A 24,007-nucleotide genomic window follows, 5' to 3' on the forward strand; every position below is an offset into this window, starting at 1 on the left:
CCGTGTTGTTCCCTTGCCATTCGGTCGCAGGTGCGACGCGCGGAGCCTAGTCGATGGCGCGTACGAGAGGAGTGAGGCTTGCTAGCGTGCCGTGGCAGAACCGCGCCGCGTCGGGTCGCGGACATCATCACGAGCGCCTTCACGCGCTTCGTCAACGGGGGAGAACAGCATGACGACTCAGGACGATCTCGGCTCCGTGGAACCGGCCGGCGACCAGGTGCTCGCCGCCGCGGCCGGCGGGCTCACCTATCCCGTCGCACCCGGCTACCGCGTCAAGGTCCGCCAGGGGCCCGGCACCAACTACCCGGCCGTCCGCACGCTGGCGGAGGGGGCCCGGATCCAGATCCGCTGCCAGCGCCACGGCCAGTCGGTCAGCGGCCCGTACGGCACCTCGGACATCTGGGACTGCATCGGGTCCGGCCAGTACGTCTCCGATGCGTACGTCCGGACGGGCAGCAGCGGCATGGTCGCGCCGCGCTGCGCCAACTGAGGCGCGGCGCCACCACACCCACGGACACCGGGCCCGGCCGGGGATAATCGCCGTCATGAGCGATGAGCAGACGTCCTCGCCGAGCCCGGAGCCCGGAGGTCCCGGACGCGGCGGCCCCGGACGCGGCGGCCCCGGACGCGGCCCCGAGCCGGAGGAGCTCCGTTTCTTCGGCACCACCTGGGTCCACCACGACGGCGGCTACGGCCTGCGCCGGGCCGGTGCCGCGGTGGGCTCGCTCGCGCTCGCCGCGGCCGGTGCGGTCGTGCTGCGCTTTGCGTTCCAGGGCCTGGAGATCGCCGCCGTCGGCCGGTTCGTCGGCATCCTCGTCGTCGCCGGCTTCGCCGTCTGCAGCGCCCTGGCCTTCCGCCGCACCTGGGACGGCTTCGTACGCCGCCCCGCCCCGGGCGCCCGGGGCGCGGGCGACACGTCCGCCCAGGGCCTGATGCTGATCGGCTTCATCGGCTCGCTGCTCGCCTACTTCTGCCGCAGCCTCGTGGAGGCCCCAGGGGAGAAGCTGTACCGCGCCGAGTACGCCGCGGCCCGTGAGCGCCACGAGCGCCGCCGCGGCGCCCGTACCGGCAATCCGGCCGCCAAGAAGCCCCGGTCCAACAAGCGCCGCTGAACCGGCCGGCGGCGCGCTCCGGTCCTTCGCGTACCGGGCCGCTGTCGTGGGGAACCCTGCCTGCCGCATGGAACCCCGCAGGAGCAACTGCCCTTACCGGCCGGGCCGCCACCGCCCGCCGAGCCCTCCCGGCCCCCGGCCCAGGCCACCGTCGCCCGGTCCTTCGACGCGGTGGCCGCCCAGTACGCGGCCGCCCGCCCCGGCTATCCGCCGGCCCTCTTCGACGCGATCGAGGAGCTGGCCGGGCAGCCGCTGACGGGGGCGCGGGTGCTGGACGTCGGCGCCGGGAGCGGCATCGCGACCGGGCTGCTCACCGGGCGCGGGGCGCGGGTCACATCTGGGCCTCAGTACACCTGCTCCGGCCGCCCCTTGCCGTACAGCCACTCATCGAACAGCTCGGTCAGGTCCACGTCCGTGCGCGCCTGGCAGAAGGCGATGAACTGCTTCGAGCCGGCATTGGAGTAGCGGTACTTGGCGGGCCACTCCTTGAGGATCTTGAAGAAGGTCTTGTCGCCGACGGCGTTCCGCAGTTGCTGGAGCAGCATCGCGCCCCGCTCGTATACGGGGGTTGCGGTCACGTTCTCCGGCTTGCCCGGGTCGCCCGGCGGGAAGTCCCAGCGCCTGGCGTCCGTCTCGTCCTCGTAGAGCGCGTCGAACTGCTGCTGCGGGGTCTTGCCGCCCTCGCGCTCCTCCCACAGCCACTCGGCGTAGGTCGCAAAGCCCTCGTTGAGCCAGGTGTCCTTCCAGGTCTTCGGTGTCACCGAGTCGCCGAACCACTGGTGGGCCATCTCGTGCACCACGGTCGAGGTGTCCGGCGCCCCGGCGTAGACCGGCTTGGTCTGGGACTCCAGCGCGATCCAGGTGATCCGGGCCGGTGTGTGATCGACGATCGCGCCGGCGGAGGAGAACGGATAGGGGCCGAACAGCCCGCTCTCCCACTTCACGATCTCCGGCAGCCGCTCCAGCGGTTTCCTGCTCGCTTTGGCCTCCGCCGGATCCACCGCGACATACAGCGGCAGCCCGTCGGGCGTACGGGACCTGCTGACATCGAACCTGCCGATGCCGGCGGTGGCGAGGTAACTGGCCATGGGCTGCCCGTTGTGCCACTCGAAGGTGGCCCGGCCCCTGGCCGTCTTCTCCGACCGCAATTCCCCGTTGGCGACGGCGGTGTACCCCTTCGGCACGGTGATCTTGAAGTCGTACGTCGCCTTGTCGTCGGGGTGGTTGTTGCCGGGGAACCACGTCATGGAGCCGGCGGGCTCACCCGACACGAACGCCCCGTCGGCGGTCTTGACCCAGCCCTCCCGCGACCCGTCCGGGTCCTTCAACTCCTGTGGTGTCCCGCTGTAGTTGACGCGCGTACGGAACTCCGAACCCTTGCGGAGACCGGCGGCCGGCCGGACGATCAGCTTGTGCCCCTTACGGGAGAACGCGGCGTCCTTGCCGTCGACCCGCACGTCCGACACCCGCAGCCCCTGCAGATCGAGCTGGAAGGACCGCAGGTCCTTCGTGGCCTCGGCGGTGATCTCGACCGTCGCCTCCAGCCGCTTCTTCTGCACGTCGTAGTCGAGGTCGAGCCCGTAATGGCGCACCTGGTAGCCGCCGTTGCCGAGCGCCGGGAAGAGCGGGTCGCCCGCCGAGCCGCTGCCTGCCGTCCCCCGGACGCCCATGGCGCCGCCGGTGCACGAGGAGAGCAGCAGGGCGACGGACAGGGTGGCGGTCGCACCGCAGGAGCGGAAGGGCCGGCGGTTCACAGCACTCCAAGGGTCGGCGGGCACAGGCCTCCCGACCCTACGGTCCTTTCTGCCGCAACACCGGTCCCTTCCGCTTAGGTTGCCTTACGAGGCGATGGATGATGTTTTCTGCCGGTTGGTCCCGTCAGGACCGCGCCGCTGCTCCTCCCAGCTGCCGAGCGCGGCCGCACACGCATGGTCGAGGTGCCGCAGCCCGGACAGGTCCAGCTCGATCTCCCGGTCCGCGGGCAGCGCCTCCAACTGGTCGAGCAGCTTCGGCAGCCGCAGGAAGGTGGCATGGCCGAGGGCCCGTACGAGGATGGGGCGCCGGGGTCCCGAGGTGCCCGGCCCGTGTCCTGCCGTGCCCTCGCCGGTGGCGGGTGCCGCCGGCTCGTCGAGCCCGGTGATCTCCAGGTGCACATGCGAGGTCTCCCACGCCGACTTGGCAATGGCCATCAGCAGCCCCAGCAGCACCCCCTCGAACATGTTGGTGGCCACGATCGCCACCGCCGTCGCGGCGAGCACCACGGCCTCACCCCGGTGCTCCCGCCACAGCGGAAGCCACTGCTTCACCGGGATCAACTTGCTGCCGGCATGCACCAGTACGCCGGCCAGCGACGCGAGCGGCACCACGCCCAGCGCCGCCGGGAGCGCCGCCGCGAAGACCAGCAGCCACACCCCGTGCAGCACCCGCGAGGCCTTCGTCCGCGCCCCGGCGTGCACATTCGCGGCGCTGCGGACGATCACCGCGGTCATCGGCAGCGCGCCCAGCAGCCCGCAGACCGTGTTGCCCGTGCCCTGGGCCATCAGCTCCTTGTCGTAGTCGGTCTTCGGCCCGTCGTGCAGCCGGTCCACGGCGGCCGCGCTGAACAGCGACTCCGCCGACGCGATCAGGGTGAACGCCAGCACGGTGCCCAGTGCACCGGCCACCGCCCCCGCCTCCACCAGCCGCAGGAAGTCCGCGCCGCCCGGCGGCTGGACGACGTGCAGCAGGCCCGCCACCTCGACCCGGGCCACCGGCAGATCCAGCACGAGCACCACGGCCGTCGCCAGCGCCACCGCCACCAGCGGCGCCGGCACCACCCGCGCCGCCCGCCGCCACTTCGGCCACAGCACCAGCACCGCGATGGTGCCCACGCCGACCGCCAGCGCGGCCGGTGCGGTGGCGGACACGGCGGTGGCCACCGCGAGTTTCGGCAGCCCGCCCAGATTCGCGGGCCCGCTGCCGGGCGCCTTGGCATCCACCAGGGCGTACAACTGCCCGGCGATCAGCACCAGTCCGATACCTGCCAGCATCCCCTGGACGACCGACACGGAAATGGCCCGGAACCAGCGCCCCAGGTGCAGCGCCCCCATGGCCAGCTGAAGCACCCCGGCGATCAGCACCAGTGCGCCCAGCGTGCCGAGTCCGTACTCCTGCACGGCCTCGTAGACCAGCACGGTCAGCCCCGCGGCCGGGCCGCTGACCTGGAGGCTGCTGCCGGGGAGTAACCCGGTGAGCAGCCCGCCGACGATTCCGGTGACCAGCCCCAGTTCGGCCGGCACCCCGGACGCGACGGCCACCCCGACACACAACGGGACGGCGACGAGAAAGACGACGAGCGACGCGGTGACATCGGCGCGCCAGAGCGACAGCGAATGCCGTGACGGTATGGACGGCCGGAACGCGCGGAGTCGGGCAACACGGAACCTACGCATGAGAATGCCTCCAGCGAGTGCGAGATGCGGTGGCGCACGGGTACGCACGGGACGCACGGATACGCACGAGCGGACGCGGAGCGGCGCGGGCAGCCGGCCGCTGACCGGCACTCTGCCGCCGGCGCTCGCCTGCTGCCGCGCAGCGCCACGGGGCGCGCGCCATGAAGGGGGATGACGGCTGGATCCGTCGGATGCGCGGGCCGGGGGAGGCCCTTGAGGGCAGCTCTCAGTTCTCAGCAGCGGAAAACGAGGTGATGGACCGGCAGTTCGCCCGATCTCGACAGGGGGACGGCCTGCCGGCCGGTCAGCGGGACGGTCACCCGCAGCCCGCCGTCGGTCCGTACCGGGCCGGCGGTCGACACGGTGGTGACCGGCGGCGGCGGTGCGGACACCGTGGCCGAGGAACGCCCGCCGCGGCGCGGCGGGCAGCGGTCACTGCCGGATTCCGGGTGCTCCGAGGCGTCCGAATCCGTGGTCGTGGTGCCCGCGGAACCGGCACGGGTGGCGCCGTTCGTGGCCGGGGCGCCCGCCGGGCTCTGTCCGTAGGCACCCTCGGCGAGGGCCGGCAGAGCCAGTACGACGGCCACGACGATCAACAGGAACCGGCCGAGGCCGCCGACCCGGATCTTCGCCATCGTCGCCCCTTCCGGTGCGGCTGGACAGGTCACCCCATTGTGTCCAAGCGGACGCGCAGGACCGCAACTCGGTATGTAACCACCCTGTAAACGCGGAGTTATCGACCAGGAACGGCCGGTTCCCTTCGCTCCAGGCGCCCGCCGGTGCCCATACGGCTCCCCGGTGCGCCCCCTCCGCACCCCCTTCCGCCGCCTTGTCACCGCAATGGCCCATCGGGCCCCTCGGCCTTGCCCTCCCCGCTCGCCCCCATGTCACCTCGTCACTCACTTCTCCCTGACCCGTCCCGTCCGGACGGTTGACGCCCCACCCCGCCCGGAGCATTATTCATCGCATGATGAATTATGGCTGTGATCCCGATGATCCCGCCGTCCACGCCCACGACCTCACCGTCGCCCGAGGCGGCCGCACCGTCCTCGACGCCCTCGCCTTCGACGTGCCCCGCGGCCGCATCACCGGCCTCCTCGGCCCCTCCGGCTGCGGCAAATCCACCCTGATGCGCGCCATCGTCGGCACCCAGGCCAAGGTCACCGGCACCCTCGACGTCCTCGGCCACCCCGCGGGCGACCCCCGGCTGCGCCCCCGCATCGGCTATGTGACCCAGGACCCGTCCGTATACGACGACCTCACCGTCCGCCAGAACCTCGACTACTTCGCCGCCGTCCTGGACCCCGGCCGGGCCGCCCGCCCCCGCCGCCGCGAGACCGTCGCCCGCGTCATCGAGGACGTCGGCCTCACCGCCCGCGCCGACGCCCTCGCCGGCAACCTCTCCGGCGGCCAGCGCAGCCGGGTCTCCCTCGCGGTGGCCCTGCTCGGCGCCCCGGAACTCCTCGTCCTCGACGAGCCCACCGTCGGCCTGGACCCCGTCCTCCGCCGCGACCTGTGGCAGCTCTTCCACACCCTCGCCACCGACCGCGGCGCCACCCTCCTCGTCTCCTCGCACGTCATGGACGAGGCCGAGCGCTGCCACCGGCTGCTCCTGATGCGCGAGGGCCGCATCCTCGCCGCCGGCGCACCCGACACTCTCCGTGACCGCACCGGCTCCCCCACCGTCGAGGCCGCCTTCCTCCATCTGGTCGACGAGGCCGGGGCCGCGGGCCGCCCGGCGGAGCCGGCGGCCGGCCGCACCACCCCCAAGGAGCCAGCGCGATGAGCACCGCCCCTCTCTCCGACACCGCCCCTCCCGCCGCCGGCGCACCGCACGCCACCACCGCGCCGCTGTCCCCGTCCCGCACCCTGGCCACCGCCGCCCGGGTCCTGCGCCAGCTGCGCCACGACCCGCGCACCATCGCGCTGATGCTCGTCGTGCCGTGCGTGATGATCGCCCTGCTGCGCTACGTCTTCGACGCCCGCCCCGGGACCTTCAACAGCATCGGCGCCTCGCTCCTCGGCATCTTCCCGATGATCACGATGTTCCTGGTGACCTCCATCGCCACCCTCCGCGAACGCACCTCGGGCACCCTGGAACGCCTGCTCGCCCTGCCCCTCGGCAAGGCCGACCTGATCAGCGGCTACGCCCTGGCCTTCGGCCTGCTGGCGATCGTCCAGTCGGCCCTCGCCACCGCCCTCTCCGTCTGGGTCCTCGGCCTCGACATCACCGGCTCCCCCTGGCTGCTGCTGCTCGTCGCCGTCCTGGACGCCCTGCTCGGAACCGCCCTCGGCCTGTTCGTCTCGGCCTTCGCCGCCTCCGAATTCCAGGCGGTCCAGTTCATGCCCGCCGTCCTGATGCCCCAGCTGCTGCTCTGCGGCCTGTTCACTCCGCGCGAGACCATGCAGCCGGCCCTGGAGGCACTCTCCGACGTCCTCCCGATGTCCTACGCCGTCGACGGCATGAACGAGGTCCTCAAACACCCCGACCTGACCGGCGACTTCGTCCGCGACACCGCCATCGTCACCGGCTGCGCCCTCCTCGTCCTCGCCCTCGGCGCCGCCACCCTCCGCCGCCGTACGACGTGACACCGTCCCGGCCCTCGATACGCCGCGGCGCCGCGCGCCCCCAAGTGCGAGGATGACGGGAGAACCGACCAGGCACGCACCACGGCGAGGTGAACCGCAGCATGACCCAGAAGGTCGCCGTACTCGGCACCGGAAAAATCGGCGAAGCCCTGCTCAGCGGAATGATCCGAGGCGGCTGGGCGCCCTCCGACCTCCTGGTCACCGCCCGTCGCCCGGAACGCGCCGAGCAGCTGCACGACCGCTACGGCGTCGAAGCGGTCAGCAACGCCGAGGCCGCGAAGTCCGCCGACACCCTCATCCTCACCGTCAAGCCCCAGGACATGGGCGCCCTGCTGACCGAGCTGGCCCCGCACGTCCCCGCCGACCGCCTGGTCATCAGCGGCGCCGCCGGCATCCCCACCTCCTACTTCGAGGAACGCCTGGCCGCCGGCACCCCCGTCGTACGGGTCATGACGAACACCCCCGCCCTCGTCGACGAGGCGATGTCCGTCATCTCCGCCGGCACCCACGCCACCGGCGCGCACCTCACCCGCGCCGAGGAGATCTTCTCCGGCGTCGGCAAGACCCTCCGCGTCCCGGAGTCCCAGCAGGACGCCTGCACCGCGCTCTCCGGCTCCGGCCCGGCGTACTTCTACTTCCTCGTCGAGGCCATGACCGACGCCGGCATCCTCCTCGGCCTGCCCCGCGACAAGGCCCACGACCTCATCGTCCAGGCCGCCATCGGCGCCGCCGTGATGCTCCGCGACAGCGGCGAACACCCCGTCAAGCTCCGCGAGAACGTCACATCCCCGGCCGGCACCACCATCAACGCCATCCGCGAACTCGAAAACCACGGCGTACGCGCCGCCCTCATCGCCGCCCTGGAAGCCGCCCGCGACCGCAGCCGCGAACTGGCCTCCGGCAACGGCTGACCGAAGACCGGCCCCGGGGGCGCGCCGCACACCGCACACCGCACCCCCGGACCGGACCACCGGCGTTCATCCCGCGGGCAGCAGCCCCACCGCCTCGAACGCCGCATCCACCCGCGGCCTGGCGAGGGAACGCGCCCGCTCCGCACCCCGCCGCAGCACCGCATCCACATACGACGGCTCGGCGGCCAGCTCCGCATGCCGCGCCCGCACCGGCCGCAACATCTCCACCACGGCCTCCGCCACGTCCTTCTTCAACGCGCCGCACGAGTCGTACTCCCCGGCCAACCGCTGAGGATCCCCGCCCGCACAGGTGGCCAGCACCTCCAGCAGATTCGCCACCCCGGGGCGCCGCTCCGGCTCATACGTGACGTCCCGCCCCGAATCCGTCACCGCCCGCATCACCTTCTTCCGCACCACCTCGGGCTCATCCAGTACGTAGACGATCCCCGCGGTCCGGGCGTGCGACTTCCCCATCTTCGACGTCGGCTCCTGCAGATCCATCACCCGAGCCGCCACCGCCGGATACGTGGCCTTCGGCACCACGAACGTCGGCCCGTACCGCTGGTTGAACCGCACCGCCAGATCCCGCGTCAGCTCCACGTGCTGCACCTGGTCATCCCCCACCGGCACCTCATGCGTCCCGTACGCCAGGATGTCCGCCGCCATCAGCGCCGGATACGTCAGCAGCGACAGCCGCACACTCCCGCCCCGCGCCTGCTCGACCGCGGCCTTCTCCTTGTACTGGATCATGCGCCGCATCTCACCGTCGGAGGCCGTGCACTCCATCAGATACGACAGCCGCAGATGCTCATCGACCTGGCTCTGCACAAACACCGTGCAGACCTCCGGATCCAGCCCCGTGGCCAGCAGCAAGGTCGCGGCCTGCCGGCTGAGCCGCCGCACCCGCGCCGGATCGTGCTCGACGGTCAGCGCATGCAGATCCACCACACAGAACAGCGCCTGGGCACGATGCTGGTCCTCCTCGGCCCACCGCCGCATCGCCCCGAGGTAGTTCCCCAGCGTCAGATGCCCCGTCGGCTTCACCCCACTGAAGATCCGCGTACGCGCCCCGGCCGCCATCGCCATCTCGTTCATCCGTCTCTCCCGAACTCCTGCACTCCCGCTGAGTGCGTGTCGAGACCGCCGACCTCGCCGGCCGGCTACGGGAGGGAGATACGCAAACGGCCGCCGAAGCGGCGGCCGTGGTCATGCATGCGCTGCTGGTCGGCCGCCGTCAGGCGAGCCACCACTGCTGTACGAGCGCATGCGTAGTCATGGGCCCAAAGTACCCGGCAAACCCATGCCAGGCACGGGTTTGAACAACCCCGACCCCTCGTGTAGTGTCCTCCGAGTTGCCACGGAGCCGACAGGGTCCGGGCAGCCATCCCGCCGCGACAGCGGCACCCACTACTGCACGGCCCCTCACTGGGAAAGATTTCGGCATGCCGAAATTCGAACCATGACGTGATTATGCGTCAACGAGGAATTCCGCTAAAGTAGTGATCACGCCGAAAGGCGCGGCAGTTCAAATAGCCGCACCCCAGGCGGACCCCCTCCGACGGGGAATCGGAAACGAATTCGGACCGGCAACGGAACGAAATCGGGCCTGATAGAGTCGGAAAGGCCGGAAGGCGAAAGCCGAACGGCCGACCCCGCTCCGACAGGGGCCAGAGACGGAAACGGATCTGGTAGAGTCGGAAACGCGAAGAAGCCGAAAGGCGGAAACGCACCGGCGAAAATCGGGCCCGCAAGGATCTGATAGAGTCGGAAACGCAAGACCGAAGGGAAGCGCCCGGAGATCCTGGTGAAACAGGAACAAAGGAAGCGTCCGTTCCTTGAGAACTCAACAGCGTGCCAAAAGTCAACGCCAGATATGTTGATACCCCGTCCACCGGAGATACTCCGGGGGATGAGGTTCCTTTGAAAGCCCACCACGGCCCATGCGGTCGGGGTGGCACACACAGCGAGGACGCTGTGCACGACCGGACCTATTCCGTCTGGTCGTTCCGCTCTCGTGTGTGTTGACCCGATTACGGGTAAACATTCACGGAGAGTTTGATCCTGGCTCAGGACGAACGCTGGCGGCGTGCTTAACACATGCAAGTCGAACGATGAACCTCCTTCGGGAGGGGATTAGTGGCGAACGGGTGAGTAACACGTGGGCAATCTGCCCTTCACTCTGGGACAAGCCCTGGAAACGGGGTCTAATACCGGATACGACACACGACCGCATGGTCTGTGTGTGGAAAGCTCCGGCGGTGAAGGATGAGCCCGCGGCCTATCAGCTTGTTGGTGGGGTGATGGCCTACCAAGGCGACGACGGGTAGCCGGCCTGAGAGGGCGACCGGCCACACTGGGACTGAGACACGGCCCAGACTCCTACGGGAGGCAGCAGTGGGGAATATTGCACAATGGGCGAAAGCCTGATGCAGCGACGCCGCGTGAGGGATGACGGCCTTCGGGTTGTAAACCTCTTTCAGCAGGGAAGAAGCGAGAGTGACGGTACCTGCAGAAGAAGCGCCGGCTAACTACGTGCCAGCAGCCGCGGTAATACGTAGGGCGCAAGCGTTGTCCGGAATTATTGGGCGTAAAGAGCTCGTAGGCGGCTTGTCACGTCGGATGTGAAAGCCCGGGGCTTAACCCCGGGTCTGCATTCGATACGGGCAGGCTAGAGTTCGGTAGGGGAGATCGGAATTCCTGGTGTAGCGGTGAAATGCGCAGATATCAGGAGGAACACCGGTGGCGAAGGCGGATCTCTGGGCCGATACTGACGCTGAGGAGCGAAAGCGTGGGGAGCGAACAGGATTAGATACCCTGGTAGTCCACGCCGTAAACGTTGGGAACTAGGTGTGGGCGACATTCCACGTCGTCCGTGCCGCAGCTAACGCATTAAGTTCCCCGCCTGGGGAGTACGGCCGCAAGGCTAAAACTCAAAGGAATTGACGGGGGCCCGCACAAGCAGCGGAGCATGTGGCTTAATTCGACGCAACGCGAAGAACCTTACCAAGGCTTGACATACACCGGAAACGTCTGGAGACAGGCGCCCCCTTGTGGTCGGTGTACAGGTGGTGCATGGCTGTCGTCAGCTCGTGTCGTGAGATGTTGGGTTAAGTCCCGCAACGAGCGCAACCCTTGTTCTGTGTTGCCAGCATGCCCTTCGGGGTGATGGGGACTCACAGGAGACTGCCGGGGTCAACTCGGAGGAAGGTGGGGACGACGTCAAGTCATCATGCCCCTTATGTCTTGGGCTGCACACGTGCTACAATGGCCGGTACAATGAGCTGCGATACCGCGAGGTGGAGCGAATCTCAAAAAGCCGGTCTCAGTTCGGATTGGGGTCTGCAACTCGACCCCATGAAGTCGGAGTTGCTAGTAATCGCAGATCAGCATTGCTGCGGTGAATACGTTCCCGGGCCTTGTACACACCGCCCGTCACGTCACGAAAGTCGGTAACACCCGAAGCCGGTGGCCCAACCCCTTGTGGGAGGGAATCGTCGAAGGTGGGACTGGCGATTGGGACGAAGTCGTAACAAGGTAGCCGTACCGGAAGGTGCGGCTGGATCACCTCCTTTCTAAGGAGCACTTCTTACCAACTTCGGTTGGTCAGAGGCCAGTACATCAGCGAATGTCTGATGCTGGTTGCTCATGGGTGGAACGTTGACTATTCGGCACACTTGATTGGTTGTCACTAGTACTGCTTCGGCGTGGAACGTGGGGATTGATGGAGTGGGCCGGGCACGTTGTTGGGTATCTGAGGGTACGGACTGTGAGTCTGGACCTTCGCGATGCCGGCCCCAGTGAACTCAGCCTTCGGGTTGGGGTGGTGGGTGGCTGGTCGTTGCTTGAGAACTGCACAGTGGACGCGAGCATCTGTGGCCAAGTTTTTAAGGGCGCACGGTGGATGCCTTGGCACCAGGAACCGATGAAGGACGTGGGAGGCCACGATAGGCCCCGGGGAGCTGTCAACCGAGCTTTGATCCGGGGGTGTCCGAATGGGGAAACCCGGCAGTCGTCATGGGCTGTCACCCGCTGCTGAACACATAGGCAGTGTGGAGGGAACGCGGGGAAGTGAAACATCTCAGTACCCGCAGGAAGAGAAAACAACAGTGATTCCGGGAGTAGTGGCGAGCGAAACCGGATGAGGCCAAACCAGTCACGTGTGATACCCGGCAGGGGTTGCGTGGTTGGGGTTGTGGGATCTCTTTACTGCAGTCTGCCGGCTGTGGGACGAGTCAGAAACCGTTGGTGTAGGCGAAGGACATGCGAAAGGTCCGGCGTAGAGGGTAAGACCCCCGTAGCTGAAACATCAACGGCTCGTTTAAGAGACACCCAAGTAGCACGGGGCCCGAGAAATCCCGTGTGAATCTGGCGGGACCACCCGTTAAGCCTAAATATTCCCTGGTGACCGATAGCGGATAGTACCGTGAGGGAATGGTGAAAAGTACCGCGGGAGCGGAGTGAAATAGTACCTGAAACCGTGTGCCTACAAGCCGTGGGAGCGTCGCACAAGGAACTTGTTCCTTGTGTCGTGACTGCGTGCCTTTTGAAGAATGAGCCTGCGAGTTTGCGGTATGTTGCGAGGTTAACCCGTGTGGGGAAGCCGTAGCGAAAGCGAGTCCGAATAGGGCGTTGAGTAGCGTGCCCAAGACCCGAAGCGGAGTGATCTAGCCATGGGCAGGTTGAAGCGGAGGTAAGACTTCGTGGAGGACCGAACCCACCAGGGTTGAAAACCTGGGGGATGACCTGTGGTTAGGGGTGAAAGGCCAATCAAACTCCGTGATAGCTGGTTCTCCCCGAAATGCATTTAGGTGCAGCGTCGTGTGTTTCTTGCCGGAGGTAGAGCACTGGATAGGCGATGGGCCCTACCGGGTTACTGACCTTAGCCAAACTCCGAATGCCGGTAAGTGAGAGCGCGGCAGTGAGACTGTGGGGGATAAGCTCCATGGTCGAGAGGGAAACAGCCCAGAGCATCGACTAAGGCCCCTAAGCGTGTGCTAAGTGGGAAAGGATGTGGAGTCGCAGAGACAACCAGGAGGTTGGCTTAGAAGCAGCCACCCTTGAAAGAGTGCGTAATAGCTCACTGGTCAAGTGATTCCGCGCCGACAATGTAGCGGGGCTCAAGCACACCGCCGAAGTCGTGTCATTGCAGCATGAGGACCAACGTCCGTTGTGATGGGTAGGGGAGCGTCGTGTGCCGGGTGAAGCAGCCGTGGAAACGAGTTGTGGACGGTTCACGAGTGAGAATGCAGGCATGAGTAGCGATACACACGTGGGAAACGTGTGCGCCGATTGACTAAGGGTTCCTGGGTCAAGCTGATCTGCCCAGGGTAAGTCGGGACCTAAGGCGAGGCCGACAGGCGTAGTCGATGGACAACCGGTTGATATTCCGGTACCCGCTTTGAAACGCCCAATATCGAATCCATTAATGCTAAGGCCGTGAAGCCGGCCTGGAGTCTTCGGACAAAGGGACGTGGTGGAGCCGCCGATCCAAGGTGGTAGTAGGTAAGCGATGGGGTGACGCAGGAAGGTAGTCCAGCCCGGGCGGTGGTTGTCCCGGGGTAAGGGTGTAGCCCGTCATCTAGGCAAATCCGGATGACATGAGGGTGAGACCTGATGCCGAGCCGATTGTGGTGAAGTGGATGATCCTATGCTGTCGAGAAAAGCCTCTAGCGAGTTTCATGGCGGCCCGTACCCTAAACCGACTCAGGTGGTCAGGTAGAGAATACCGAGGCGTTCGGGTGAACTATGGTTAAGGAACTCGGCAAAATGCCCCCGTAACTTCGGGAGAAGGGGGGCCATTGCTGGTGATGGAATTTACTTCCTGAGCTGGTGGTGGCCGCAGAGACCAGCGAGAAGCGACTGTTTACTAAAAACACAGGTCCGTGCGAAGCCGTAAGGCGATGTATACGGACTGACGCCTGCCCGGTGCTGGAACGTTAAGGGGACCGGTTAGTCACATTTCGGTGTGGCGAAGCTGAGAACTTAAGCGCCAGTAAACGGCGGTGGTAACTATAACCATCCTAAGGTAGCGAAATTCCTTGTCGGGTAAGTTCCGACCTGCACGAATGGCGTAACGACTTCTCGACTGTCTCAACCATAGGCCCGGTGAAATTGCATTACGAGTAAAGATGCTCGTTTCGCGCAGCAGGACGGAAAGACCCCGGGACCTTTACTATAGCTTGATATTGGTGTTCGGTTCGGCTTGTGTAGGATAGGTGGGAGACTTTGAAGCAGCCACGCCAGTGGTTGTGGAGTCATTGTTGAAATACCACTCTGGTCGTGCTGGATGTCTAACCTGGGTCCGTGATCCGGATCAGGGACAGTGTCTGGTGGGTAGTTTAACTGGGGCGGTTGCCTCCTAAAGAGTAACGGAGGCGCCCAAAGGTTCCCTCAGCCTGGTTGGCAATCAGGTGTTGAGTGTAAGTGCACAAGGGAGCTTGACTGTGAGACTGACGGGTCGAGCAGGTACGAAAGTAGGGACTAGTGATCCGGCGGTGGCTTGTGGAAGCGCCGTCGCTCAACGGATAAAAGGTACCCCGGGGATAACAGGCTGATCTTCCCCAAGAGTCCATATCGACGGGATGGTTTGGCACCTCGATGTCGGCTCGTCGCATCCTGGGGCTGGAGTCGGTCCCAAGGGTTGGGCTGTTCGCCCATTAAAGCGGTACGCGAGCTGGGTTTAGAACGTCGTGAGACAGTTCGGTCCCTATCCGCTGTGCGCGTAGGAGTATTGAGAAGGGCTGTCCCTAGTACGAGAGGACCGGGACGGACGAACCTCTGGTGTGCCAGTTGTCCTGCCAAGGGCATGGCTGGTTGGCTACGTTCGGAAAGGATAACCGCTGAAAGCATCTAAGCGGGAAGCCTGCTTCGAGATGAGTACTCCCACCCCCTTTGAGGGGTTAAGGCTCCCAGTAGACGACTGGGTTGATAGGCCAGATATGGAAGCCTGGTAACGGGTGGAGTTGACTGGTACTAATAGGCCGAGGGCTTGTCCTCAGTTGCTCGCGTCCACTGTGTAGGTTCTGAAGTAACGACCTGTGTTATTGCCGGGTTGGTCAACTTCATAGTGTTTCGGTGGTCATTGCGTTAGGGAAACGCCCGGTTACATTTCGAACCCGGAAGCTAAGCCTTTCAGCGCCGATGGTACTGCAGGGGGGACCCTGTGGGAGAGTAGGACGCCGCCGAACAATCATTGTGGGGAAGCCCCGCACCTTATGGTGCGGGGCTTTTCTGCGTTCCGGGGTGCCTCGTTTCCGGGTTTCGGTCCGGGGCGGGGCATTTTCGCTCTGGGGGCTCGGCGCTGGGATGGTGGGGTGCATGGGATACGTGGTCAGGGCGGTGCGGGCGGGGGAGTGGGAGCGGCTCAAGGAGCTGAGGCTGGCTGCCTTGGCGGATCCGGTTGCCCGGGTGGCGTTCAACGAGACCTATGAGGGCGCGGTTGGTCAGCCGGACGCATTCTGGCAGCGGAGGGCGGCCGGCGGTTCGGCGCTGACGTTCGTCGGGGAGGCGGCGGACGGCAGTTGGGGCGGCATGGTGGTCGTGTTGGTCGAGGGGGATGCGGACATACCGCAGACGCAGGTGGTGGGGGTTTATGTGCGGCCCGAGCATCGGGGGACGGGGCTGGCGCGGGAATTGTGCGAGGCGGCGGTCGGGTGGTCGTGGGACCTCGTGGAGCCGGTGGTGGAGCGCGTACGGCTGTGGGTGCACGAGGAGAACCTGCGGGCCGAGGCCTTCTATCGGGCGCTGGGATTTGTGGCGACCGGGCTGACCCTCCCGGATCCGAAGAACCCCCGTGCTGTGGACCGGGAGATGGCGCTGACCAGGGGGTAGTGAGTGGTCGGCCGGCGCTGGGGCACTTCCGCGGAAGGCCTCGGGCAGGTGTCAGGCCGGGAGGGAGTGGTGGGGCCAGCGGGCGCGGGCCTGTTCCCGGGAGCGCATCGTCGCCAGCGTCAGCAGTCCGCGGCTGCGGCCCGTTTCGAGGAGGCCGGGGAGAGCGGGCAGTGGGGCGAGGGCCGCGATGTCGTCCAGGACGAGGGTGAGTGGTGGGTCGAGCCGACCGTCAGATGACCGTTCGGCCATGCGGCGGCCGTGCTCGACCACGCTCGAGAGGAGTGCGGTGAGCAAGGGCATCGCACCCGGGTCGGTACGCGGATCCTCGATGGGATCGCCTACCACGTAAAGCGTTCCCCCCTCGTCGATAAATGATTCGAGGAGGGCCGAATCTGCTCGAAGTGGATTGCAGGCGTCCCGGATATGGATGGAGGAGAGGGCGGTCAGCGCGCGGCCGACCAACTGCTGTGCCGCTTCCCGGCGTTCGGGGTGTGCGGTGAGTACGGACTCCAGCTCGCCGGCCTGGCCGGCGGAGGCCTTGGCGCTGGTGCGCAGGATACGTACGGGCTCCTGGGCGGCACCGGCGGTGTGTGCCCAGCGGTGCAGCTGGCGGAACGGGCGGCCGTCCACCGCGGCGGCGTGCAGCCAGCAGCGCAGCAAGGTCTGGGCGGCGTCCGCGACGGCCGAGTCCAGCGTCCCGGAAGGACGTACGGGCGCCAGCAGCGCGGCGGCACGGGTGGTGGCGGTGGCGAGGTCCGTGCAGCCGGAGGTCGGTGACCAGCGCAGCCGGGCCGGTGTGTCGAGGCGGTGCGTGGGGTCGTAGGTCAGCAGCGGGCCGAGCTTGGCGCGGGAGTCCTTGGTCTCGGACCAGAGGGTGGGGTCCGTCGTGGCGACGATCAGGGGGCCCGGGGCGGCGGCCGCGGTGGTGAGGGACGCCCCGAGGGTGAGGGCACGGTCGGTGGCGAACTGGATGCGGGGGAGGGCGGGTTCGGTGAGGGGGTCGGTCCCCGGGGGCGCGGGGGCGGCCGGGGGAGCGGTGCGCTGCTCGGGGACGGGGCCGGTGGCCGCGGCCGCGGGTTCGAGCAGCGGTGAGGGCGTGGGGGAGGGGGCGGGCTTGGCCGGCGCATCCTCGCTGGACGCCGTGGACGCCGTGGACGCCGTGGACGCCGTGGACGCCGTGGACGCCGTGGACGACGGGGCGGGGCGGGCTGTCTCCCGGGCTTCCCGCGCCTCTCCGGCCTGCCGCGTGGAGCGTTCCGCCTCCCGGGCGTCGTGTGCCGCCTGCCGGGCTTCTCGGGCCGTCGCCCGCCGGGCCGTGCGTACGGCGCGATAGCGGGTGATCGTCCCCAGCGTGAAGATCGTCAGGACCAGCAGCACCATCAGCTCGCCGATGAGGATGCCCCAGAACAGGCCGTACCCGGAGAGCTGGGCCTTGGGGGTGTCGGGCCAGGCGGCGGCCATGTCATGCGGCGCGGAGACCAGATGGCGCAGAGCCATCGGGGTGCCGGGGTAGGTGACGCCGTCGGGCCAGGCGCCGTGGGTGAACAGGCCGGCCAGGCCGGTCGCGGTCCACACCAGCACGGTCAGGCCCAGCAGGAAGGCGAGCAGTCCGACCAGCAGGGAGTCGGGGATGCCGCGGCCCCGGCCGTCGGGTGCCCCGCGGTAGCCGCGGCCGCCTCGTTCGTCGTCGTATCCGCGCGTCACGCCACCGTCTCGCTCGACTCGTCTCTCCACTGCCGCTCCATCGCCATGGCTTCGGCGCGTGCCTCGGCCTCGGCGTCCGCCGCCGCCTGGAGGGCGCGTGCCTCGTCCGTGGGCATGGCGGAGGCTTCGCTCATCGCGGAGGCCTCGGTCATCGCGCGGTCGGTGTAGACCAGCGGGCGTTCGGCCTCGGTGATGAGGTGTTTGACGACCTGGACATTGCCGTTGACGTCCCAGACCGCGATGCCGGGGGTCAGGGTCGGGATGATCTCTACGGCCCAGCGTGGCAGGCCGAGCACCCGCCCCGTGGCCCGTGCCTCGTCGGCTTTCTGGGCGTAGATGGTGCGGGTGGAGGCCATCTTGAGGATGGCCGCGGCCTCCCGTGCGGCGGCGCCGTCGACCACGTCGCTGAGGTGGTGCACGACGGCCACGAACGACAGGCCGAGCCGGCGGCCGAACTTCAGCAGCCGCTGGAAGAGCTGGGCCACGAAGGGCGAGTTGATGATGTGCCAGGCCTCTTCGACCAGGAAGATGCGCTTCTTGCGGTCGGGGCGGATCCAGGTGTGTTCCAGCCAGACGCCGACGATCGCCATCAGGATCGGCATGGCGATGGAGTTGCGGTCGATGTGCGACAGGTCGAAGACGATCAGCGGGGCGTCGAGGTCGATGCCCGCCGAGGTGGGGCCGTCGAACATGCCGCGCAGGTCACCGTCGACGAGCCGGTCGAGAACCAGCGCCACGTCCAGACCCCAGGCCCGGACGTCATCTATGTCGACGTTCATCGCCTCCGCCGACTCCGCTTCCGGGTGCCGCAGCTGCTCGACGATGTCGGTCAGCACGGGCTGCCGGGTGGTGATGGTCTCGGTGACGTAGGCATGCGCGACCTTGAGGGCGAAGCCGGAGCGCTCGTCGAGGCCGTGGCCCATCGCGACCTCGATGATCGTACGCAGCAGGGCCAGCTGGCCCGTGGTGGTGATCGACGGGTCGAGGGGGTTGAGGCGGATGCCGCCGTTGAGGGCGGCGGTCGGGTCCAGGCGGATGGGAGTTATCCCCAGCTCCTGGGCGATGAGGTTCCACTCGCCGACGCCGTCCTCACCCTGGGCGTCCAGCACCACGACCTGACGGTCACGGAACCTCAACTGCCGCAGGACGTAGGTCTTCTCCAGCGCCGACTTGCCGTTGCCGGACTCGCCGAGCACCAGCCAGTGCGGGGCGGGCAGCTGCTGCCCGTACAGCTGGAAGGGGTCGTAGATGTACCCCTTGCCGCTGTAGACCTCACGGCCGATGATCACGCCGGAGTCGCCGAGACCAGGGGCGGCGGTCGGCAGATAGACCGCCTGTGCCTGGCCGGTGGAGGTGCGTACGGGCAGCCGGGTCGTCTCCACCTTCCCGAACAGGAAGCTGGTGAACGCGTCGGTGAGCGCTCCGAGTGGATCGAGCATGGCCATGACGTACGCGCCTCCCAGCGGCTTTAGCGGCGGATCCCGGTCGCGAACGGCAGGGTGTTGACGAACGCCCGGTGGTGCTCGCGGTCGCACCACTCCAGCTTGAGGTAGGACTTGCCGGCCGAGGCACGGATGGTGCGCTTGTCGCGCGCGAGCGCCTCGGGCGAGCGGGAGGAGACCGTGAGGTAGCCGACGAGGTTGACGCCGGCGGCGCCGGACGCCAGGTCCTCACCGCGCTGGTCGACGCGGCCGTGGTGGGCGACGTCCCGCGGGTCGACGACCCGGTTCATCTTCGCCGCGCGGCTGGCCTCCGCGTCGTCGTTGGTCTTCTCCGTCAGCATCCGCTCGATGGCGATCTCGGTGGGCTCCAGGTCCATGCAGACCGCGACCGTACGGATCACGTCCGGGGTGTGCACCAGGAGGGGCGCGAGGAAGTTGACGCCCACCGGGGTCAGCGGCCACTCCTTGACCCAGGCGGTGGCGTGGCACCACGGCGCGCGGGTCGTCGACTCCCGCGTCTTGGCCTGGAGATACGTCGGCTCCATCGCGTCGAGCTCGGCCGGCCAGGCGTTGCGCTTGCTCATCGCCTGGATGTGGTCGATGGGGTGGTCCGGGTCGTACATGGAGTGCACGAGGGAGGCGAGGCGGGCCTGGCCGAGGGGCTGGCGTACGCGGATGTCGGCCTCGGCGAGCCGGGCGCAGATATCGGTCAGCTCACGGGCCATGACGACGGCGAGACCCGCGTCCCGGTCCAGCTTCTTGCGCAGCAGCCCGCCCTGGTGCATCCGGGCGGCGCGCGCCATGGTGTGCGCCTCGGCGGCCAGCTCGCGGGTGTAGTGCATACAGGCGACGAGGTAGGCGCGGTGCTGCTCGGAGGAGGTGGAGACCATCGACTGGAGCTGGTCGTAGGACTCCTGGAGCCAGGCCGGGGAGGAGCGGTCGCCGCGCTGGGCGACGTCCTTGGCGTGGGCGTCCGGGTCGGCGGGCAGCGTACGGGCCAGCATCTGAATCCGGGTCACGAAGCCGTCGCCGTTGGCCACATGCTTGAGCAGCGTCCCGAAGCGGTCGACCAGCGCCTCCTGGTCCTCGCTGTCGCGCAGGCCGACGCCCGGCCCCTCGATCTCGATGGCGGCCGTCACCGTCTTGCGGTCGGCGTGCAGCAGCACCGCGATCTCGTCCGGGCCGAACGGGGCGGAGAGCCAGTTGATCCGGCCGATGCCGGGCGGCGGGCCGATCTCGACCTCCCGGCCGTCCAGCCGGATGCCGGCCTCGGCGGCGCCGGAGCGGTAGCCGGCGCCGCGGCGGACCGTACGGCGGAAGCTGCGCCGGATCTCGAACCACTTGTAGAACGTACGGCCCTTGTACGGCACGTAGACGAGGGCGAGTCCCAGCATCGGGAAGCCGGTGAGCGACGCGATCCGCAGCGGCAGCATGGGCACCAGCAGCCCGCACATCATGCCGAGGAACGCCCCCACGATGATCAGCGCGATCTCACCGGTCTCGCGGTTCTTGCCGACGATCGCGTTGGGCCGGGCGCGGCCGATGAGATAGGTGCGACGTGGCGCGATCGGGTGGGACTGCGTGCTCAACGCCCCTCACCTCCTGCTGTCTTGCCGGTGCGGGAGCTGCTGCTCGGGCCGGGGTTCGTACGGGGAGCGGGGGTGGCGGGTGCCGAGGAGCGGCCGCCGCCGGTGCGGGAGCTGTGCGCGGCGACACCGCCGGCCACCGCGTCGGCCGGCCGGGACTGGCCGCCCTGCGCGCCCTGGGCACCGCCGTCCCCGCCGGACCTGCGGGAGCTGTGGGTCTTGATGCCCTGGGACACCAGCGCCGCGGGCGAGGAGATCATGGCGGCGGCCTGGCTGCCGTCGGTGGCCCGGCCCTTGTTCGTACGGGCCGAGACCATCTCGTCGCCGAAGCCGGGGACGAAGCGGTAGATCACCGCGCTGGCGAAGATGGCGAGGATGATGATCGCGAGGCCGGAGACGACCGCGGAGAAGGCGTTCGGGCCCTTGTCGTGGGAGAGCGCACCGGCGACGCCGAGCACGATCACGATGACCGGCTTCACCATGATCACTGCGATCATGATGCCCGCCCAGCGGCGCACATGCCCCCACATGTTCTTGTCGACCAGTCCGGCGTAGACGACCGTGCCGAGCAGCGCCCCGACGTACAGCAGCGCGGCGCGGATCACCAGCTCCAGCCACAGCACACCGGCGGCGAGCACGGAGACCAGCGAGACCACGATCAGCATGATCGGGCCGCCGCCGATGTCCGTGCCCTTCGTGAGGGCCTGGGAGAACGCCCCGAAGAAGGTGTCGGTCTGCGCCCCCGTCCCCTTGGCGATGATCTCGGTGACCCCGTCGGTCGCCGAGACGATCGTGTAGAGGATGAGCGGGGTGAAGGCGGAGGCGAGCACGGTCAGCCAGAGGAACCCGACCGCCTCGCCGATCGCCTCCGTGAGCCGCACCCCGCGCACCGCGCGCTTGGCGACGGCCAGCAGCCACAGGACGAGCGTGAGGATGGTCGAGGCGGCGAAGACGACGGCGTACTGCCGCAGGAAGGCCGTGTTGGTGAAGTCCACCTGCGAAGTGGCCTTCACCGCGTCGGAGAGCTTGGTGACGATCCAGGCGGCGGCTTTGGCGCAGCCTTTGGCCAGGGAGTCGAGGGGGTCGAGGGGGTTGTTGTCGGTGAGGCCGCCGGGGGATTTGGGGGCGCCGGAGCCGGATTTGTCGGATTGGCAGTAGTCCTTGGCGGGGCCTCGGACGAGATCGCAAGGGTCGCTGCTCGGGGTGGGACTCGGTGCTGCGAAGGCACGTGAGGCCAGGAGTACAGCGTTTGTCTGGACAACCGTCACCAATGCGGCCAGCGAGAGGGTGCGACGACGACTGTTAGCGGGCATAGGTGAACCCTCCGAACCCTTGCACGGCCTTGGTCATGTCCTCTGCCGACGCGGCAGCCTGGTCCCTCCCGATCGGAGCGGGACCGTCCTTCTGCGTGAAGTTCGTGACCTTCCAGTCCCCGCCCGTCCACTGAAGGTCGAAGGTGTTCGTGTACCAGCTCTCCGTGACGGGGTTCTTGGACTGCGACCCCGCGAGGCCGAAGAGAGCGGAATACCAGACCGAGACCTTGGCCGTGTCGCCCTTGAACGATTCGGCCTTCGTGCCTACCGGGTTGGCGCGCGAAACGAAGATCATTCCCTTGGGGGGCGCGCCGTTCGGCTCGAGACCGATCCGGCCGAGGAAGGCGCGATCGGAGTACACCTTGTCGAGGTCGTTCTTGCGCGCCGCTGCCACGGACGGCGCATAGACGGCTTGGGCGATCTCCTGCCGACTGTCGGCCTGGTACATGCCGTCGCTGGTGAGCGCCACCACGTAATTCGCCGCCGCCGACTGCGCCCCCTGCTCCGTCTTGGCGAAGCCCGCGGCGATCCCCCCGTTCTTGCCGGTGGCCGGCTTGGTGCCGGTGGGGGCGGTGGGCTGGGCGTGGCCGGCGTCCTTGGCGGAGTCGCCGGCCGGGGTTTCGCTGTTGCCGCTGCCGCCGCGGTTGGCGAAGGCGATGGCCGCGAGCAGCAGGACGATCACGCCGACGATGGTGACGAGGTTGCGGCTGGACATGCCTGCGCGCGGCCGCCGTCCCGAGCCGTAGCTGTCACCGTCGTTGTCGGGAAGTCTGGTGCGTGTCTGGCCCGTCTCGGAACCGCGGTGGCCGTCGCCGCCGTAGCCGCCGTCGTCACTGAGACTCATCGAGCCTGTGCCCCCTCTGCCGCCGTCGCGTTCGTGCCGTAGTTGTGCCGCCCTCATATGACCGTAGCCGCGCGGGCGGCGGCTTGGGCGCAGCGGTACGAGTACATCTCACCGTGACGGGTCCTCAGATGCGGTACGGCAGAGGCGAATGGGGGACTCTGGGTCATTTGTGCTCATCGCCCGCTCCACGGTTGCCGTCGCCTTCTTGTGCCTTCCTGCCTCCGGGTCCACCTGTCCCCGCGCAGCGGCCGGCCCAATCGGTCCGCTGGTGGCGGGGGTGACGAGGACGTGGGGGCGGGGTCCGTCGAGCCGGGCGTGAGGGGGCGTCAGCATGGGGCCTCGGCAGGGGAGGTGGGGCCGGTGGGAGCGAGTGGAGGCACGGGGCGGCGGAGAGATGGCGGGCGGGGGCGCATGGGGGGCGGCCCGGGGACGGGCGCGTGCCAGGGGCGGCGCACCGTACGGGCGGCGGTCGGGGCGGCGGCGTCCCGGGGAGTGGCCGCGCTAGACCGCCATGCCGTAGACGATGGTGAACAGCGTCCCCAGGGAGCCGATGATGAAGACGCCGGTCAGGCCGGCCACGATCAGGCCCTTGCCCTGCTCGGCGCTGAAGGTGTCGCGCAGCGCGGTGGCGCCGATGCGCTGTTTGGCGGCGCCCCAGATCGCGATGCCGAGGCACAGCAGGATCGCCACCGCCATGACCACTTCGATCATCACGCGGGCTTCGTTGCCCAGGCTCCCGAACGGGCCCCAGTCCGGGGCGATTCCGCCGATGATGGTGGTGATGTCGCCTTTTTCGGCCGCAATGAACATGTGTGAACTCACCGCCCCTTGATGGGTAGTTGTGTGCCTGTGCCGACGCGGCACAGGTCAGTCTCTATCTTCGCCGACAAACGGGCCGTCAGCTGTCGACTTGGCGGCTTTCTTTGACGGATCCCGTGGGGGCGGCGTGTGCGTGGGGGCGCACACCGTCCATGGAACCGATGGGTCTCACTGTGTGTATCACGGGGGTCAACCCTGAGCAATGATCATCGGAAGGGGTGGTGGTCGGTCCGGCGCGCCGTGCGGGCCGGAGGCCGTTCGGGTGGCGGCCGTGGTCCGTGCGGGGCTACTTCGGAGCGTGCGAGATGGCGAAGATCATGGCGAGTGCCACGAGATGGATCGCGAACAGGAAATACCCGACGCGCCACCACAGGTGCCGGCTCATCTGCTTCTGATTGTTCGGGTCCACGGCTCTCGTCTCGTCTC

The 24,007-nt window shown here is 67.9% G+C and carries 17 protein-coding genes, 3 rRNA genes and 1 pseudogene; 10 read left to right on the top strand and 11 right to left on the bottom strand.

The annotated features are described in order from the left end of the window. Nucleotides 1-169: 169 nt before the first annotated feature. The 3 genes and pseudogenes from K7C20_RS21190 to K7C20_RS38305 form a co-directional block, all read left to right on the top strand. Complete coding sequence (locus tag K7C20_RS21190; protein WP_030081587.1) at nt 170-490, top strand: peptidase; 321 nt, start codon at nt 170-172, stop codon at nt 488-490. Between the two features lie 55 nt (nt 491-545). Further along, complete coding sequence (locus K7C20_RS21195) at nt 546-1,112, top strand: hypothetical protein (protein ID WP_030081586.1); 567 nt, start codon at nt 546-548, stop codon at nt 1,110-1,112. Between the two features lie 87 nt (nt 1,113-1,199). After that, nucleotides 1,200-1,451, top strand: a pseudogene (locus K7C20_RS38305) (SAM-dependent methyltransferase); the annotation flags it as partial. Nucleotides 1,452-1,456: 5 nt separating this feature from the next. On the opposite strand, the gene K7C20_RS21200 reads toward K7C20_RS38305, so the two are convergent. From K7C20_RS21200 to K7C20_RS21210, 3 genes are all read right to left on the bottom strand, one after another. Further along, a complete protein-coding gene (locus tag K7C20_RS21200; protein ID WP_048829456.1) occupies nt 1,457-2,866 on the bottom strand; it encodes a M1 family metallopeptidase in 1,410 nt (469 codons plus the stop codon). Nucleotides 2,867-2,950: 84 nt separating this feature from the next. Continuing rightward, the gene (locus K7C20_RS21205) at nt 2,951-4,543 is read right to left on the bottom strand and encodes a SulP family inorganic anion transporter (RefSeq protein ID WP_078953580.1); all 1,593 of its coding nucleotides are present in this window, start codon (nt 4,541-4,543) and stop codon (nt 2,951-2,953) included. 233 nt (nt 4,544-4,776) lie between these two features. Next, the gene (locus K7C20_RS21210; RefSeq protein WP_030081580.1) at nt 4,777-5,178 is read right to left on the bottom strand and encodes a hypothetical protein; all 402 of its coding nucleotides are present in this window, start codon (nt 5,176-5,178) and stop codon (nt 4,777-4,779) included. A gap of 332 nt (nt 5,179-5,510) precedes the next feature. Here K7C20_RS21210 and K7C20_RS21215 point away from each other — a divergent pair, with 332 nt between their 5' ends. The 3 genes from K7C20_RS21215 (at nt 5,511) to proC (ending at nt 8,043) form a co-directional block, all read left to right on the top strand. Next, complete coding sequence (locus K7C20_RS21215; RefSeq protein WP_053210311.1) at nt 5,511-6,329, top strand: ABC transporter ATP-binding protein; 819 nt, start codon at nt 5,511-5,513, stop codon at nt 6,327-6,329. Then, nucleotides 6,326-7,132, top strand: a complete 807-nt coding sequence (locus K7C20_RS21220; RefSeq protein ID WP_030081576.1) for an ABC transporter permease — start codon at nt 6,326-6,328, stop codon at nt 7,130-7,132. The genes K7C20_RS21215 and K7C20_RS21220 overlap by 4 nt, the downstream gene beginning before the upstream one ends. 101 nt (nt 7,133-7,233) lie before the next feature. Continuing rightward, nucleotides 7,234-8,043 (top strand): pyrroline-5-carboxylate reductase, encoded by an 810-nt coding sequence (gene proC, locus K7C20_RS21225; protein WP_030081574.1) that lies wholly within the window; start codon nt 7,234-7,236, stop codon nt 8,041-8,043. Nucleotides 8,044-8,109: 66 nt separating this feature from the next. Here proC and trpS read toward each other — a convergent pair whose 3' ends face one another. Next, complete coding sequence (gene trpS, locus K7C20_RS21230; protein WP_245171809.1) at nt 8,110-9,138, bottom strand: tryptophan--tRNA ligase; 1,029 nt, start codon at nt 9,136-9,138, stop codon at nt 8,110-8,112. Nucleotides 9,139-10,086: 948 nt separating this feature from the next. Here trpS and K7C20_RS21235 point away from each other — a divergent pair. From K7C20_RS21235 to K7C20_RS21250, 4 genes are all read left to right on the top strand, one after another. After that, a 16S ribosomal RNA gene (locus K7C20_RS21235) occupies nt 10,087-11,615 on the top strand. 302 nt (nt 11,616-11,917) lie between these two features. Then, nucleotides 11,918-15,039, top strand: a 23S ribosomal RNA gene (locus tag K7C20_RS21240). Nucleotides 15,040-15,113: 74 nt separating this feature from the next. Then, nucleotides 15,114-15,230, top strand: a 5S ribosomal RNA gene (gene rrf / locus K7C20_RS21245). Together the 16S, 23S and 5S rRNA genes form the textbook arrangement of a ribosomal RNA operon. A gap of 130 nt (nt 15,231-15,360) precedes the next feature. Beyond that, nucleotides 15,361-15,873: a GNAT family N-acetyltransferase gene (locus K7C20_RS21250; protein WP_030085312.1), complete on the top strand. Its 513-nt coding sequence runs from the start codon at nt 15,361-15,363 to the stop codon at nt 15,871-15,873. A gap of 51 nt (nt 15,874-15,924) precedes the next feature. On the opposite strand, the gene K7C20_RS21255 is transcribed toward K7C20_RS21250, so the two are convergent. From K7C20_RS21255 to K7C20_RS39020, 7 genes are all read right to left on the bottom strand, one after another. Beyond that, nucleotides 15,925-17,577, bottom strand: coding sequence for a TraM recognition domain-containing protein (locus K7C20_RS21255; protein ID WP_053208864.1), 1,653 nt, complete (start codon nt 17,575-17,577; stop codon nt 15,925-15,927). Beyond that, nucleotides 17,574-19,016: an ATP-binding protein gene (locus tag K7C20_RS21260; RefSeq protein WP_030085315.1), complete on the bottom strand. Its 1,443-nt coding sequence runs from the start codon at nt 19,014-19,016 to the stop codon at nt 17,574-17,576. Before K7C20_RS21260 ends, K7C20_RS21255 begins: the two co-directional genes overlap by 4 nt. 29 nt (nt 19,017-19,045) lie before the next feature. Beyond that, a complete protein-coding gene (locus K7C20_RS21265) occupies nt 19,046-20,608 on the bottom strand; it encodes an SCO6880 family protein (RefSeq protein ID WP_030085316.1) in 1,563 nt (520 codons plus the stop codon). After that, nucleotides 20,605-21,918, bottom strand: a complete 1,314-nt coding sequence (locus tag K7C20_RS21270) for a hypothetical protein (RefSeq protein ID WP_078953015.1) — start codon at nt 21,916-21,918, stop codon at nt 20,605-20,607. Before K7C20_RS21270 ends, K7C20_RS21265 begins: the two co-directional genes overlap by 4 nt. Then, the gene (locus tag K7C20_RS21275) at nt 21,908-22,762 is read right to left on the bottom strand and encodes a hypothetical protein (RefSeq protein WP_053208865.1); all 855 of its coding nucleotides are present in this window, start codon (nt 22,760-22,762) and stop codon (nt 21,908-21,910) included. Before K7C20_RS21275 ends, K7C20_RS21270 begins: the two co-directional genes overlap by 11 nt. Nucleotides 22,763-23,263: 501 nt before the next feature. Then, a complete protein-coding gene (locus tag K7C20_RS21280; RefSeq protein ID WP_006603970.1) occupies nt 23,264-23,572 on the bottom strand; it encodes a hypothetical protein in 309 nt (102 codons plus the stop codon). 295 nt (nt 23,573-23,867) lie between these two features. Beyond that, nucleotides 23,868-23,990 carry a hypothetical protein gene (locus K7C20_RS39020; protein WP_280921978.1) on the bottom strand — a complete coding sequence of 41 codons (123 nt, stop codon included), beginning with the start codon at nt 23,988-23,990 and terminating at the stop codon, nt 23,868-23,870. Nucleotides 23,991-24,007 lie beyond the last annotated feature (17 nt).

Source organism: Streptomyces decoyicus, from assembly GCF_019880305.1.
GTDB lineage: Bacteria > Actinomycetota > Actinomycetes > Streptomycetales > Streptomycetaceae > Streptomyces > Streptomyces decoyicus.